The 14,609-nt window shown below is 70.8% G+C and carries 12 protein-coding genes; 8 read left to right on the plus strand and 4 right to left on the minus strand.

Annotated features, from left to right (window positions below; genetic code table 11):
- From Q0599_RS15360 to Q0599_RS15395, 8 genes are all read left to right on the plus strand, one after another.
- Positions 1 to 666: an ABC transporter ATP-binding protein gene (locus Q0599_RS15360; protein ID WP_298831024.1), complete on the plus strand. Its 666-nt coding sequence runs from the start codon at positions 1 to 3 to the stop codon at positions 664 to 666.
- A 64-nt stretch (positions 667 to 730) separates the two neighbouring features.
- Entirely contained in the window at positions 731 to 1,501 is a 771-nt protein-coding gene (locus Q0599_RS15365) for an MBL fold metallo-hydrolase (protein WP_298831028.1), read from the plus strand.
- A gap of 70 nt (positions 1,502 to 1,571) precedes the next feature.
- Positions 1,572 to 4,070 carry an ABC transporter permease gene (locus Q0599_RS15370; RefSeq protein ID WP_298832714.1) on the plus strand — a complete coding sequence of 833 codons (2,499 nt, stop codon included), beginning with the start codon at positions 1,572 to 1,574 and terminating at the stop codon, positions 4,068 to 4,070.
- The gene (locus Q0599_RS15375) at positions 4,070 to 5,146 is read left to right on the plus strand and encodes a carotenoid 1,2-hydratase (RefSeq protein ID WP_298831030.1); all 1,077 of its coding nucleotides are present in this window, start codon (positions 4,070 to 4,072) and stop codon (positions 5,144 to 5,146) included. The genes Q0599_RS15370 and Q0599_RS15375 overlap by 1 nt, the downstream gene beginning before the upstream one ends.
- Positions 5,147 to 5,229: 83 nt before the next feature.
- Positions 5,230 to 7,359: an acetyl-CoA hydrolase/transferase C-terminal domain-containing protein gene (locus Q0599_RS15380; RefSeq protein ID WP_298831032.1), complete on the plus strand. Its 2,130-nt coding sequence runs from the start codon at positions 5,230 to 5,232 to the stop codon at positions 7,357 to 7,359.
- Between the two features lie 29 nt (positions 7,360 to 7,388).
- Positions 7,389 to 9,212 (plus strand): ABC transporter transmembrane domain-containing protein, encoded by a 1,824-nt coding sequence (locus tag Q0599_RS15385; protein ID WP_298831035.1) that lies wholly within the window; start codon positions 7,389 to 7,391, stop codon positions 9,210 to 9,212.
- Positions 9,213 to 9,318: 106 nt separating this feature from the next.
- Complete coding sequence (locus tag Q0599_RS15390) at positions 9,319 to 9,975, plus strand: OmpA family protein (protein WP_298831038.1); 657 nt, start codon at positions 9,319 to 9,321, stop codon at positions 9,973 to 9,975.
- Positions 9,976 to 9,995: 20 nt separating this feature from the next.
- Positions 9,996 to 10,841, plus strand: coding sequence for a thymidylate synthase (locus Q0599_RS15395; RefSeq protein ID WP_298831041.1), 846 nt, complete (start codon positions 9,996 to 9,998; stop codon positions 10,839 to 10,841).
- Position 10,842: 1 nt separating this feature from the next.
- On the opposite strand, the gene fahA is transcribed toward Q0599_RS15395, so the two are convergent.
- The 4 genes from fahA to Q0599_RS15415 are packed head-to-tail and all read right to left on the minus strand — an operon-like array spanning position 10,843 to position 14,600.
- Positions 10,843 to 12,168 carry a fumarylacetoacetase gene (gene fahA, locus Q0599_RS15400; protein ID WP_298831044.1) on the minus strand — a complete coding sequence of 442 codons (1,326 nt, stop codon included), beginning with the start codon at positions 12,166 to 12,168 and terminating at the stop codon, positions 10,843 to 10,845.
- Complete coding sequence (locus tag Q0599_RS15405; RefSeq protein ID WP_298831047.1) at positions 12,165 to 12,704, minus strand: VOC family protein; 540 nt, start codon at positions 12,702 to 12,704, stop codon at positions 12,165 to 12,167. Before Q0599_RS15405 ends, fahA begins: the two co-directional genes overlap by 4 nt.
- 19 nt (positions 12,705 to 12,723) lie before the next feature.
- A complete protein-coding gene (locus Q0599_RS15410) occupies positions 12,724 to 12,951 on the minus strand; it encodes a DUF2783 domain-containing protein (RefSeq protein WP_298831050.1) in 228 nt (75 codons plus the stop codon).
- Positions 12,948 to 14,600 (minus strand): FAD-dependent oxidoreductase, encoded by a 1,653-nt coding sequence (locus Q0599_RS15415; protein WP_298832718.1) that lies wholly within the window; start codon positions 14,598 to 14,600, stop codon positions 12,948 to 12,950. The genes Q0599_RS15410 and Q0599_RS15415 overlap by 4 nt, the downstream gene beginning before the upstream one ends.
- Positions 14,601 to 14,609: the final 9 nt, after the last annotated feature.

Genomic DNA, 14,609 nt, shown 5'->3' on the forward strand with positions numbered 1-14,609 from the left:
ATGCTGCGGCTGCAGGGCCTCGCCAAGCGCTATGGCAGCACGCCGGTGTTCAGCGGTGTCGACCTCGATCTGCGCGCCGGCGAGTTCGTCGCCGTGGTCGGCGAGTCGGGCGTGGGCAAGTCGACGCTGCTCAATGGCATCGCCGGGCTGGACAGGCTGGACGCCGGCAGCGTTTGCCTCGACGGCCGCGAGGTGACGACGATGAGCGAGCCGGATCAGGCGATGCTGCGCCGGCGCGATCTCGGCTTCGTCTTCCAGGCCTTCCACGTCCTGCCGCACCTGACGGTGGCGCAGAACGTGGCCCTGCCGCTGCTGCTGCTGCATCGCGCCGAGGACGCGCGGGTCGAGCGCGCGCTCGACGAAGTGGGCCTGGCCGGCTTCGGCCCGCGGCTGCCGCAGACACTCTCCGGCGGCCAGCTGCAGCGGGTGGCGATCGCCCGCGCACTCGTGCACGGCCCGAAACTGCTGCTCGCCGACGAGCCCACCGGCAACCTCGACGCCGGCAACGCCGAGCGCGTCATGGAGGTGCTGGTGCATCGGTCGCGTGCGCACGGCACGGCCTGCCTGCTGGTGACCCATTCGCACGCCGCCGCCGCACGCGCGGATCGTGTGATGGAGTTGCGCCCCGACGGCCTGTTCGCCGCGCGAGCGCCGCGCAACTTGTGACACGTCAATCTTTCGGCGCCAGCGTGCCACGACACTTCGCGCCTGCCAAACGGAGGGGGGCGCGATGCCTGTCGAGCTGTACAACCAGAAGGGCCACCAGTGCCTGATGTTCACCGACCTGTGCGAAGAGGGGGGCGACGTGGTGCAGTCCAACCAGTTCCTCATCGTCGACGGTGACACCGGAGCGATCATCGACCCGGGCGGCAACCTCGCCTACGGCGACCTCTACCTCGCGATGACGCGCTTCTTCCCGCCGCATCAGCTCTCGGCCATCCTCGCTTCGCACGCCGACCCGGACATCATCGCCTCGCTCGACCGCTGGATGACCGCCACCGGCAGCGCCAAGGTCTACATCTCGCGCATCTGGGAGCGCTTCGTGCCGCACTTCTGCAAGCCGGGCAAGACCACCGGCCGCGTCATCGGCATCCCCGACGCCGGGGCGCGCATCATGGTCGGGCGCAGCGAGATCGTCGCGCTTCCCGCGCACTTCATGCACTCCGAGGGCAATTTCCAGTTCTACGATCCGACCAGTCGCATCCTCTTCTCCGGCGACCTCGGCGCCTCGATCATCTCCGGCGACGCAGCGAAGCAGCCGGTGACCTCGCTGGCCGGTCATGTCCCGCGCATGGAGGCCTTCCACCGCCGCTACATGGTGGCGAACAAGATCCTGCGCCTGTGGGCGCAGATGGCCCGGCGCCTGCCGATCGACATGATCGTGCCGCAGCACGGTGCGCCGATGAAGGGCGCGGCGGTGCAGGAGTTCATCGCCTGGATCGAGGCCCTGCCCTGCGGCGTGGACCTGATGAGCGAACGCGACTACGCCGTGCCGGCCTGAGGGTCGACGCCTTGTTGCGAGAATCGGCGCGGTGAACGCCGCCGCGCTGCCCTCGCCCCCCCCGTCCGCGTTGCCCGCCCTGCTGCGCCAGGTGTCGTGGCCGCAGCTTCTGCACCAGCCGCTGCGCCACGCGGTGGCCGTGCTGGCCGTCGCGCTGGGCGTGGCGCTGGCCTTCTCGGTGCACCTGATCAACGAGTCGGCGCTCGGCGAGTTCAGCGCCGCGGTGCGGCAGGTCAACGGCCAGCCCGACTTCGAGCTGCGCGCGCAGCGCGATGGCTTCGACGAGGCGCTGTTCGCGCGCGTCGCCGCGCAGCCGGGCGTCGCGCTAGCCAGCGCGGTGATCGAGCTCGACACCCAGGCCCTGGCGGCCGACGGCAGCAGCCTGCCGCTGCGCGTGGTCGGTCTGGACGCACTGGTGGCCGGGCCTCTGATGCCTGCGCTGCTGCCGCGCCCGGCGCAGGACGCGCCGCGGCTGGCCGTCATCGACCCCGGCGCGGCCTTCCTCAACGCCGCGGCGGCTCGGCGGCTCGGCGAACCCGCTTCGCTGCGCCTGCGCGCCGGCAGCGGCACGGTGCGCTTCGAGGTGCGCGGCAGCGTGCTGGCCGACGGCCCGCCGCTGGCGGTGATCGACATCGCCGGCGCCCAGGCGGCGTTCGGCTGGCTGGGCCGCGTCAGCCGCATCGACCTGCGGCTCGTCCCCGGCACAGACCGCGAGGCGCTGCTGCGCGACCTGCAGTTGCCTGACGGCGTGCGCGCCGCGGCGCCGGACGAGTCGGCGCAGCGCGTGTCCAACGTGTCCCGCGCCTACCGTGTCAACCTCACCGTGCTGGCGCTGGTGGCGCTGTTCACCGGTGCATTCCTGGTGTTCTCCATCCTCTCGCTGTCGGTGGCACGGCGGCTGCCGCAGCTCGCGCTGCTCGGGGTGCTGGGCCTTTCCGCACGCGAGCGGCTGGCCTGGGTGCTGGCCGAGTCGGCGCTGATCGGCGCAGCCGGCAGCGCGCTCGGCCTTGCGCTCGGCACCGCGCTGGCGGCACTGGCACTGCGGCTGCTGTCGGGCGACCTCGGCGGCGCCTACTTCCCCGGCGTGACGCCGCGTCTGCAGTTCGGCGCCGGCGCTGCGCTCGTCTACGGCGCGCTGGGCGTGCTCGTCGCCCTGGCCGGTGGCTGGCTGCCGGCACGCCGCGCGCAACGCCTGGCGCCCGCGCAGGCCTTGAAGGGCCTGGGCGACGGCGCGGCGCACCGCGGCGCAGCCTGGGTCGGGCCGCTGCTGCTGGCGCTGGGCGCCGCGCTGACGCAGGCGCCGCCGCTGTTCGAGATCCCGCTGGCCGCCTACGCGTCGGTGGCCTGCTTGCTGATCGGTGGCATCGCCTGCGTGCCGGTCATGGTCGGCCTGCTGCTGAAGTGGACGAAGCCGCCACGCCACGCGCTCGCGCTGCTCGCGGTGCAACGCGCACGGCACGAGCGCGACAGCGCCACCATCGCAGTGGCCGGCGTCGTGGCCAGCCTGGCGCTCGCGGTGGCGCTGACGGTGATGGTGACGAGCTTCCGCGAGGCCGTGACCCACTGGCTCGACAGCGTGCTGCCGGCCGACCTGTATGCGCGCTCCGCACCGGGTGGCGGTGCCGACACCGTGTTCGTCAGCGACACGCTGGTCGCGCAGGTGCGCGCGCTGCCGGGCGTGGCGCGCGTCGAGGGCCAGCGCGTGGCGAGCGTGCAGCTCGACGCAAGACGCCCGGCGGTGGCGCTGATCGCGCGGCCGCTGGACGACCCGGCCCAGCGCCTGCCGCTGCTCGGCGAGCTGCTGCAGGCGCCGCCCGGCCTGCTCCCGGTCTATGCGAGCGAGCCGCTGGCCAGCCTCTACGGCCTGCGCGCAGGCGAAAGCTTCGACCTGCCGCTGCCGGATGGCCGGCGCGAGCGCGCCTTCGTGCGCGGCGTGTGGCGCGACTACGCGCGCCAGCATGGCGCAGTGACGATGGCCGACGCCGACTACCGACGCCTGACCGGCGACTCGCGCATCAACGACCTCGCACTGTGGCTTGCGCCCGGCGCCGACAGCGCGCAACTGCCCTCGCGCATCCGCGCGCTCGCCGGACCGGAGGCCTCGCTCGAGTTCGCATCCGCCGCCGAGATCCGCGCGCAGTCGCTGCGCATCTTCGACCGCAGCTTCGCGGTGACCTACTGGCTGCAGGCGGTGGCCATCGCCATCGGTCTGGCCGGCATCGCGGCGAGCTTCTCGGCGCAGGTGCTGGCGCGCCGGCGCGAGTTCGGCCTGCTCGCCCACCTCGGGCTGACGCGCGCGCAGGTGCTGGCCGTGGTCGCCGGCGAAGGCGCGGTGTGGAGCCTCGCCGGCGTGGCGCTCGGCCTGCTGCTGGGCGTCACCGTCAGCGCGGTGCTGGTGCACGTGGTCAACCCGCAGAGCTTCCACTGGACGATGGAACTGCTGCTGCCCTGGGGACGCTTGGCGCTGCTCGCCGCGGCAATGGCCGCCGCCGGCACGGCGACGGCGTGGTGGGCCGGGCGCGCGGCCGGCGGCCGGCAGGCGGCGCTGGCGGTCAAGGAGGATTGGTGATGCGCCGCCGCCCGCTGCTGCTGGCACTGGCAGCCGCGCCGCTGGCGGGCCGCGCAGCACCGGTGCAGGCTGGCCGCGCCCTGGCCTTCCCGCGCGACTTCGGCGCGCACCCCGACGCGCGCACCGAGTGGTGGTACGCCACCGGCTGGCTGGCGGCGCCCGGCGAGCGCGAGCCGCGATTCGGCTTTCAAGTGACCTTCTTCCGCTCGCGCACCGAGGTGGCGGCCGATCACCCGAGCCGCTTCGCCGCGCGGCAGCTGGTCTTCGCCCATGCGGCGCTGACCGACCTGGCCGCGCAGCGGCTGCGCCATGACCAGCGCATCGCCCGCGCCGGCTTCGACGTGGCCACCGACGAGCACGACACCCGCGTGGCACTGCGCGGCTGGCGCTTCGAGCGCAGCGGACCGGCCGACGCGAGCCTCTACCGCGCGCAGCTGGCCAGCGATGCCGCCGGCATTGCTTTCGATTTCGAGATGGCCGCCACCCAGCCCGTGCTGCTGCAGGGCGATGCCGGCTTCTCGCGCAAGGGCCCGCGTCCCGAGCAGGCGAGCCACTACTACAGCCAGCCGCAGCTCGTCGTGCGCGGTACGCTGACGCGCGACGGCCGCGCGATGGCCGTGCAGGGACGCGCCTGGCTGGACCACGAATGGAGCGAGGCGATCCTCGACGCCGAAGCGGTCGGCTGGGACTGGATCGGCATGAACCTGCACGACGGCAGCGCACTCACCGCATTCCGCGTGCGGCACGGCGGCGGCGGCGCGCTGTGGGCCGGCGGCAGCCTGCGCAAGCCCGGCGGCGCCGTGCGCGCCTTCGCGCCGCGCGAGGTGCGCTTCGAGCAGGACGCGACATGGACGAGCCCGGCCTCGCGAGCGACCTACCCGATCGAATGGCGCGTTTCCACGCCTGCCGGCATGCACCGGGTGCGCGCCCTGCTGCCCGACCAGGAACTCGACAGCCGCGCCAGCACCGGCGCGATCTATTGGGAGGGCCTGTCCGAACTGCTCGACGAGCGCGGCCAGCGCATCGGCCTGGGCTACCTGGAGATGACCGGCTACGCCGCGCGGTTGCGCCTGTAGGCGAGGCGCTTGAATTGCGTCAAGCGATGGCGACCGTCCTGCATGCACACTGACCGCTCGGCAGATCAAGACGGGAGACATGCATGCCACGGGCCCTGTTCATCGATTCCATCGAAGCGGCGGTCGACCACCTGCTCGACACCGTGGCCGGGGACATCGTGCTGGGCATCCCGCTGGCGGTGGGCAAGCCCAACCCCTTCGTCAATGCGCTGTACCGGCGCATCAAGGCCAACCCGGCACGGCGGCTGCGCATCGTCACCGCGCTGTCGCTCGAGAAGCCGGTCGGCAAGAGCGAACTGGAGCGGCACTTCCTCGCGCCGCTGGTGGAGCGCGTGTTCGAGGACTATCCCGACCTCGCCTACGTGAAGGACCTGCGCGCCGGCACGCTGCCGCCGAACATCGAGGTGCGCGAGTTCTTCATGAAGACCGGCGACTACCTCGGCAATCCGGCGGCGCAGCAGAACTACATCTCCACAAACTACACCTTCGTGGCGCGCGACATGGCGCTGCAAGGCATGAACGTGATCGCGCAGGCGGTGGCCGCGCGCGGCGAAGGCGAGACGATGCGGCTGTCGCTGTCGAGCAACCCCGAGGTGAGCTTCGAGGTGGTGGAGAAGCTGCGTGCCGCCGGCCAGCCGCTGCTGACGGTGGGCGTGATCAACCGCGAGATGCCCTTCATGCCCAACGGCGCCGAGGTGTCGCCCGACTTCTTCGACGTCGTCGTCACCGACCCGGCCGGTACGCACGCGGTGTTCGCACCGCCGAACAACAAGGTCGGCACGGCCGACTATGCGATCGGCCTGCACGCCGCCAGCCTGGTGGCCGACGGCGGCACGCTGCAGATCGGCATCGGCTCGCTGGGCGACGCGATCGCGCAGGCGCTGATCGTGCGCGACCGGCACGGCGACGAGTTCCGCCGCATCCTCGAGTCGATCAGCCCCGACGGCATCGCCGGTCGCGAACTCGGCCGCTTCGACCAGGGCCTGTACGGCTGCTCGGAGATGTTCGTCAACGGCTTCCTCAAGCTGATCGAGGCCGGCATCATCCGTCGCGAGGTGTTCGGCGATGCGGTGCTGCAGCAGTTGCTGAACGAGGGGGTGATCGACGAGGTCGTCACCCCTGCCGCGCTGACGGCGCTGCTGCGCCGCGGACGCATCCGCTCGCCGCTGTCGGCGCAGGACCTCGCCTTCCTCATCCACTGGGGGGTGCTGCGCCAAGGCGTGGCGATCGACGGCGATGAACTGGTGCTCGACGGCGTTCGCCTGCGCAACGACCTCGTCGACGCCGCCAACCTCGCACGCATCGGCGAGGCCCTGCTGGGCAGCCGCCTCGCCCACGGCATCTTCATGACCGGCGGCTTCTTCCTGGGGCCCCGCGACTTCTACGAGCGTCTGCGCACCATGCCGCCGCAAGAGCTGGCGAAGATCGACATGACGCGCATCGACTTCATCAACCAGCTCTACTCGGAGCATGGCGACCAGGGCGACCTCAAGCGCGCGCAGCGACGCAAGGCACGCTTCATCAACACGACGATGATCGTCACGCTGCTCGGCGCCGCCTGCAGCGACGCGCTGGAGTCCGGGCAGGTGGTCAGCGGCGTGGGGGGCCAGTACAACTTCGTCGCGATGGCGCACGCGCTGCCCGACGCACGCCTGCTGATGATGCTGCGCGCCACGCACGACAACCATGACGGCCTGAAGAGCAGCATCGTCTGGAACTACGGCCACGTGACCATCCCGCGCCACCTGCGCGACATCGTCATCACCGAGTATGGCGTCGCCGATCTGCGCGGCCAGGCCGACAGCGAGGTGGTGAAGCGGCTCATCGCGGTGGCCGACTCGCGCTTCCAGGACGAATTGATCAGGCAGGCCAAGGCCCATGGCAAGCTGGAGGCGCACTACGAGCTGCCCGAACGCTACCGCCACAACCTGCCGCAGGCGCTGGAGGACAAGCTGCACCCCTGGGCGCAGGCCGGGCTGTTGCCCGACTTCCCTTTCGGCACCGACCTCACCGACGACGAACTGCACATCGTGCGCGCACTGAAGCGGCTCAAGCACGCCACCCAGCACCCGGGCGAGTTGCTGACGATGGCGATCAGGAGCCTGTGGGAGGGCAAGGAAGCGCCGCTGCCCTACCTCGAGCGGCTGGGGCTGGCGGAGACGCACAGCTTCAAGGACGCCTTCGTCAGGCGGCTGCTCGCCAACAACCTGTGAGCTTGCGGCGGGTCGCCTAGACTCGCCGCATGCCTGCCTCCGACACCGTCGCCCCGACCGCCGCCGCCACCCCCGACGCGCCCCCCGCGTCGAGGCGGGTGCGTTCGCTGTCCGGCCTGCTGCCCTTCCTGCGCCCCTACCGTGGCCACATCGCGCTGGCCGGGCTGTTCCTCGTGCTCGCGGCACTCGCCACGCTGGCGTTGCCGCTCGCGTTGAAATCGTTGATCGACCAGGGCCTGGTCGCCGCCGACCCCGGCGAACGCATCATGGCCTTGCGCGGCCACTTCTTCGCGCTGTTCGGCGTCGGCGCCGCACTGGGGACCTTCTCGGCGGCACGCTTCTACATGGTCACCTGGCTGGGCGAGCGCGTCACCGCCGATCTGCGCAATGCCGTCTACGCCCACGTGCTCAGGCAGAGCCCGGAGTTCTTCGAGACCACGCAGACCGGCGAGGTGCTGTCGCGCCTGACCACCGACACCACGCTGGTGCAGACAGTGGTCGGCTCCAGCCTGAGCATGGGCCTGCGCAACACGGTGATGGGCATCGGCGCGATGGCCATGCTGATCGTCACCAACCCCTACGTGATGTCGCAGGTGCTGGGCACGCTGGTGCTGGTGGTGCTGCCGAGCATCTGGCTCGGTCGCCGGGTGCGCAAGCTCAGCCGCGCCAGCCAGGACCGCGTGGCCGACTCCAGCGCCATCGCCGCCGAGGTGCTCAACGCGATCCCCGTGGTGCAGAGCTACGTGCAGGAGTCGCGCGAGGCGATCCGCTTCGACGCGGCCACCGAGAGCGCCTTCGAGACCGCGCGCCGCCGCACGCGAGTGCGCTCCTTCCTCGTCGCCTTCATCATCACCGCCACCTTCGGCGCGCTGCTGTGGGGCCTGTACCAGGGCACGCAGGCGGTGCTGGCCGGGCAGATGAGCGCCGGCCACCTGGCGCAGACGGTGGTCTACGTGACCATCCTGGTCGGCTCGGTGGCCGTGCTCTCCGAGGTCTACGGCGACCTGCTGCGCGCCGCCGGCGCCACCGAGCGGCTGATGGAACTGCTTGCCTCCAGCTCGACGATCGCGTCGCCGGCGCAGCCGCGCCCCTTGCCGGCCGCGCAGGGCGGCTCGGCGCTGGCGCTGAAGAACGTCACCTTCCGCTACCCGTCGCGACCCCGGCATGCGGCGCTCGCACACTTCGACCTCGAGGTGCGCCCTGGCGAGACGGTGGCGCTGGTCGGCCCCAGCGGGGCGGGCAAGAGCACGGTGTTCCAGCTGCTGCTGCGCTTCTACGACGCCGGCGAGGGTCGCCTCGAGATCGACGGCGTGCCGCTGCGCGAGGTTTCGCTGCAGACGCTGCGTCAGCGCATCGGCATCGTGCCGCAGGACAGCGTGATCTTCTCCGCCAATGCGCTGGAGAACATCCGCTACGGCCGGCCCGAGGCAAGCGACGAGGAGGTCGTGGCCGCGGCGAAGGCGGCCTTCGCGCACGACTTCATCAGTGCCCTGCCCGAGGGCTACCGCACCTTCCTCGGCGAGCGCGGCGTGCGCCTGTCGGGCGGCCAGAAGCAGCGCATCAGCATTGCGCGGGCCATGCTGAAGAACCCGCCGCTGCTGCTGCTCGACGAGGCCACCAGCGCGCTCGACGCGGAGAGCGAGCGCATGGTGCAGGCGGCGCTCGAGTCGGCGATGAAGGACCGCACCACGCTGGTCATCGCGCACCGTCTGGCCACCGTGCAGCGCGCCGACCGCATCGTGGTGATGGAGGCCGGGCGCATCGTCGAGAGCGGCACGCATGCGCAGCTCGCCGAGGCCGGTGGGCTGTACGCGCGGCTGGCCGCGTTGCAGTTCGACCAGGATCAAACTTGAAACAGAAACTCACGTTCAACTGCGCGTCGGAGCGAACCTGCGGGCATTCCTGTGGTCGAATCGCGCCGGCGCCCTGCGCGCCCTTGCCGATCCAGAGGAGTCAACGATGAAGACGAAACGAATCCCCACTCTCACGCTCAGCCTGGTCGCTGTGGCAGTGCTGCTCGCCGGTTGCGAGAACATGAGCGAGCGCCAGAAGGGCACCGCCACCGGCGCGGCGATCGGCGCCGTGGTCGGCGGCGTGCTGAGCTCGGCCACCGGCGGCAAGGCCGGCACCGGCGCGGTGGTCGGCGGCGCCGTCGGCGCGGTGGCGGGCAACCTGTGGTCCAAGCGCATGGAAGAGAAGCGCGCGGCGATGGAACAGGCCACGCAGGGCACCGGCATCGGCGTGGAACGCACCGCGCAGAACGAATTGCGCGTCAACGTGCCGAGCGACTTCTCCTTCGACGTCGGCCGCGCGGCGATCAAGCCGCAGATGCGCCCGGTGCTCGACCAGTTCGCGCAGGGGCTGGACCCGTCGATGCGCGTGCGCATCGTCGGCCACACCGACAGCACCGGCAGCGACGCGATCAACAACCCGCTGTCGGTCGACCGCGCGCAGAGCGTGCGCGACTATCTCGCCGGCCGCGGTGTGGCGCCGGCGCGCGTCGAGACCGAAGGTCGCGGCTCGCGCGAGCCGGTGGCCGACAACAGCACCGATGCCGGCCGGGCGCAGAACCGCCGCGTGGAGATCTTCCTTCGCGAGCCGGCGCCGCAGGGCTGAGGCCTCCTAGAATCCGGGCGATGCAGAACACCGCCTCGCCCCGCCCGGCCCGCTCGCAGTACGAAGACTTCATGCGCCATGTGTACACACAGGGCGTCATGAAGTCCGACCGCACGGGCACCGGCACGAGAAGCGTGTTCGGCCACCAGATGCGCTTCGACCTGCGCGAGGGCTTTCCACTGGTCACCACCAAGAAGGTGCACCTGAAGTCCATCGTCCTGGAGCTGCTGTGGTTCCTGCGCGGCGACGGCAACGCGAAGTGGCTGCAGGAGCGAGGCGTCACGATCTGGGACGAGTGGGCCAAGCCCGACGGCGACCTCGGGCCGGTCTACGGGGTGCAGTGGCGCTCCTGGCCGACGCCCGACGGCGGCCACGTCGACCAGATCGCCGAAGTCGTCAAGCAGCTCAGGAGCAATCCCGACTCGCGCCGCATCATCGTCAGCGCATGGAATGTGGCCGACCTGCCGAAGATGGCGCTGATGCCTTGCCACGCGTTCTTCCAGTTCTACGTGGCGCCCGGTGATTCGCCTGCGGCTCGTGGCCGCCTGTCCTGCCAGCTCTACCAGCGCAGCGCCGACATCTTCCTCGGCGTGCCCTTCAACATCGCCAGCTATGCGCTGCTGACGCACATGCTGGCGCAGCAATGCGACCTCGAGGTCGGCGACTTCATCTGGACAGGCGGCGATTGCCACATCTACAGCAACCACTTCGAGCAGGTCGAGCTGCAACTCTCGCGCACGCCCCTTCCCTACCCGGTGCTGAAGATCAAGCGCCGTCCGCCGTCGATCTTCGACTACGCCTACGAGGACTTCGAGGTGCTGGAGTACCAGCACCACGCAGCGATCAAGGCGCCGGTGGCGGTCTGAGTCACCTGGCGGGCAGCACCGTTCCCGAGCACTCCCCGAAGCCGATACGCCGCGCGCCGGGGCGTTCGGCCCAGGCGCGAAGCGTCAGCGTGTCGCCGTCCTGCAGGAAGCTTCGCGCTTCACCGTTGGGCAGGGTCAACGGATTCCTGCCGCCCATCGAGAGTTCGAGCAGCGAGCCGGCCTGCTCGGGCCGCGGGCCCGACAACGTGCCGCTGCCGAGCAGGTCACCGCTTTGCAGGTTGCAGCCATTCACCGTGTGGTGCGTGACCAGTTGCGCCAGCGTCCAGTAGGCTGCCTCGCGCACGTTGCCCTGTGACAGGCACACCGCCGGCTGGCTTTCGGCACGCATCGTCGCCGTCTGCAGCCAGGCCTCGATGACGAGATCGAGCTGGCCGAAGTCGCGGTTCGCGGCGCCGTCCAAGTACTTCAGCGGTGCCGGGTCGGCCGCCGGGCGCACGAAGGGCGCGCGGAACGGCGCCAGCGCCTCCATCGTGACGATCCAGGGGGAGACCGTGCTGGCGAAGTTCTTCGACAGGAAGGGCCCGAGCGGCTGGTATTCCCAGGCCTGGAGGTCCCTCGCCGACCAGTCGTTGAGCAGCACCAGACCGAAGAGATGCGCTTCCGCCTCGTCGATCGCGATGGGCTCGCCCTGAAGGTTGCCGGCACCGATGAACGCGCCGAGCTCGAGTTCGTGGTCGAGTCGCTGTGTCGGCGCGAGCCGCGGTGCGACGTCGTCCGGCCCCTTGAGCTGGCCGTGCGGGCGCCGCACCGGCGTGCCGCTGACGACGATCGACGAGCTGCGCCCGTGGTATCCGATCGGCACCCATTGGTAGTTCGGCAGCAGCGGATTGTCGGGACGGAACAGCCTGCCCACCGTCGTGGCGTGGTGGATGCCGGTGTAGAAGTCGGTGTAGTCGCCGATGCGGCAAGGCACGGCCATCTCCGCCCGCGCCTGCGCGACGAGGCAGGCCTGCAGCGCCGCCTGCTGCGCGCTGCCCTCGCGCAGCGCCCGGCTCAGCGCGAGGCGCAAGCCACGGCGCGCGGACGGGCCGATCGCCATGAATGCATTGAGATCGCCCTCGGCCAGCGGCGCGAGCCAGGCCTGGGCATCGCGCGGCCAACCCGGCGCAAGGGCTGCTGCGGCCAGGTCGAGGATCTGCTCGCCGATCGCCACGCCGATGCGCCAGGCCTCGGCCGATCCCGCGCGGCGGAAGCGGCCGAAGGGCAGGTTCTGGATCGGGAAGTCGGTGTCCTCCGCCTGGGCCGAGACAACCCAGCTCGCCAGCGCAGGATCGTGCGTCTCGTCGAGCGCGGTCGGCCCGCTCACTGCTTGAACTCGCGCTCGTGGAAGAAGGCGGCGTGCTTGGGCGCGCGCTTGGTCTTGCTCCAGTCCTCGAGCATCTTCCACTTCACCTCGTCCATGCGTCTGAGCATGGCCTCCTCGTCGGGGTCCGGACAGGCCAGTTCGACACGGTGGCCGTTCGGATCGAAGAAGTAGATCGAGTGGAAGGCGCCGTGATCGGTGACGCCGAGCACGTTGACGCCGTTCTTCTCCAGGTGCGCCTTGTACTCGAGCAGCTCGGCGCGGTCCTTCACCTTGAAGGCGATGTGCTGCACCCACTCCGGCGTGTTCGGATCGCGCCCCATCGGCGGCCGGGTCGGCAGCTCGAAGAAGGCGAGCACGTTGCCGCCGCCGGCGTCGAGGAAGACGTGCATGTACGGGTCCGGCTCCTTGGTCGAGGGCACCTGGTCCTCGGCGATGGCCAGCACGAAGTCCATGTTGAGCATCTTGCCGTACCACTCGACGGTTTCCTTGGCGTCCTTGCAGCGGTAGGCGACGTGGTGGATGCGTTCGATCTTCATGGGGGTCTCCGTTCGGTCCTCAGACGCCCTCGCGGGCGGCGGCGATGGCCTCGCGCAGCACGCGCAGGTCGCCGATGTGGTTGGCCAGCAGCAGCACGAGCCGCGCATTGAGCATCTCGCTGCGCTCGTCGTCGAGGTCGCGATGGGCCTCGATCAGCATCTCGTAGAAGTCGTCGCCCGGCGTGAAGGCGCGGACGGACCGCTCGCCGGGCACGCCGAAGTGGGGCTGGGTGTCGAGGTGCTTCATGCGCTCTCCTGCAGGCACAGCGCGCGGCGCAGCGCGGCCTGCACCTTGGGGGCGTCGAAGCTGCGCCAGCGTGCCGCGACGTGCTGGTCCGGGCGCAGCAGGTAGACCGTGCCCGGCCGGCCATCGTAACGCCGCGCCACCAGGCCGTCGCTGTCGAACAAGGCGCCCGCCGCACCGGCCTGGCCTGGCCCGAACACCTGCATCACGCGCAGCGGCAGCGGCGTGGCCGGCAGGACCGGCAGCGTGCTGCCGAAGACCATCAGCACGAAGCCCCCGCGCTGCGACGAGGCTGTCTCGCGCAGCAGCCAGCCGGCACGGCCGTCCACCGTCACTGGCGCGTCGTCCATCGGGGCGCCAGGCACCATCCATCCCTCGAAGCGATCCTCGTCGGGCGTGTTCAGCACCGACTCTGTCAGCAGGCAGGGCACCGACAGGCGCCCGGAGTTGACCAGCGTACGCGCGAAGGCGTGGTGGCGCGCCAGCCCCAGCACGGCGTTGCGGAAGGTCCTCGACACCCGGCTCTTCGGCGTGATGAAGTCCGTCGAGCGCGTGCTGTTGCGGATGTTCTCGTCGGCAGCGTAGACGCGCTCGTCGCTGTAGCTGTCCAGCAGTGCGTCGGCTGCGACGCCGTCGATCACTGCCTTGAGCTTCCAGCCGAGGTTGTCGACGTCCTGTACGCCGGAGTTGGCCCCGCGCGCGCCGAAGGGCGACACCTGGTGCGCGGCGTCGCCGGCGAACAGCACGCGGCCATGGCGGAACTTCGCCATGCGCCGGCACTGGAAGGTGTACACGCTGACCCACTCGAGCTCGAATTCGCGCTCGTCGCCCAGCATCGCCTTGATGCGCGGGATCACGCGCTCGGGCTTCTTCTCTTCCTCCGGGTCGGCCTGCCAGCCGAGCTGGAAGTCGATGCGCCAGACGTTGTCGGCTTCGCGGTGCAGCAGCACGCTCTGGCCGCGATGGAAGGGCGGGTCGAACCAGAACCAGCGCTCGGCCGGGAAGTCGGCCTTCATCACCACGTCGGCGATCAGGAAGCGGTCCTGGAACACCTTGCCCTCGACGTCCAGGCCGAGCATGCGGCGGATCGGGCTGCGCGCGCCGTCGGCCACCACCAGCCAGTCGGCCTCGACGGCAAAGCTGCCGTCGGCCGTCTCCACCTGCAGCGTGGCGCCCGCGGCATGCGGCTCCACCTTCGTCACCTTGTGCTTCCAGCGCAGCTCGATGCCCGGCAGCTCCTGCGCGCGCTTCACCAGGTACTCCTCGAGGTAGTACTGCTGCAGGTTGACCATGCCCGGCCGCTCGTGGCCGGCGGCCTCGACGAGATCGAAGCGGAACACCTCCTCCGTCTCGAGGAAGGTGCGACCGACGTTCCAGGTCACTCCCTTGTCGACGATGGGCTGGCCACAGCCCAGACGGTCGAGGATCTCCAGCGTGCGCTTGGCATAGCACAGGCCACGCGAGCCGACGCTGACCGTGTCATCGTCGTCAAGCAGCAGCACCGGCAGGCCCTGCTGGGCGAAGTCAATCGCCGCCGTCAGGCCCACCGGTCCGGCGCCGACCACGACGACCGGGCGGCGCCGCGCCGGGGCGCCGGAGAGCTCCGGCGGCCTGCGGTACCCGAACTTCGGGTAGGTGTAGGTCGACAGCATCGCCACGCC

The organism is uncultured Piscinibacter sp., from assembly GCF_937952055.1.
Taxonomy (GTDB): domain Bacteria; phylum Pseudomonadota; class Gammaproteobacteria; order Burkholderiales; family Burkholderiaceae_C; genus Piscinibacter.

Coding starts and splice junctions, on each gene's coding strand:
- Q0599_RS15360 (WP_298831024.1), top strand. CDS start 1: ATGCTGCGGCTGCAGGGCCTCGCCAAGCGCTATGGCAGCACGCCGGTG.
- Q0599_RS15415 (WP_298832718.1), bottom strand. CDS start 14,600: ATGCTGTCGACCTACACCTACCCGAAGTTCGGGTACCGCAGGCCGCCG.
- Q0599_RS15410 (WP_298831050.1), bottom strand. CDS start 12,951: ATGAAGCACCTCGACACCCAGCCCCACTTCGGCGTGCCCGGCGAGCGG.
- Q0599_RS15395 (WP_298831041.1), top strand. CDS start 9,996: ATGCAGAACACCGCCTCGCCCCGCCCGGCCCGCTCGCAGTACGAAGAC.
- Q0599_RS15380 (WP_298831032.1), top strand. CDS start 5,230: ATGCCACGGGCCCTGTTCATCGATTCCATCGAAGCGGCGGTCGACCAC.
- Q0599_RS15375 (WP_298831030.1), top strand. CDS start 4,070: ATGCGCCGCCGCCCGCTGCTGCTGGCACTGGCAGCCGCGCCGCTGGCG.
- Q0599_RS15365 (WP_298831028.1), top strand. CDS start 731: ATGCCTGTCGAGCTGTACAACCAGAAGGGCCACCAGTGCCTGATGTTC.
- Q0599_RS15390 (WP_298831038.1), top strand. CDS start 9,319: ATGAAGACGAAACGAATCCCCACTCTCACGCTCAGCCTGGTCGCTGTG.
- Q0599_RS15385 (WP_298831035.1), top strand. CDS start 7,389: ATGCCTGCCTCCGACACCGTCGCCCCGACCGCCGCCGCCACCCCCGAC.
- Q0599_RS15405 (WP_298831047.1), bottom strand. CDS start 12,704: ATGAAGATCGAACGCATCCACCACGTCGCCTACCGCTGCAAGGACGCC.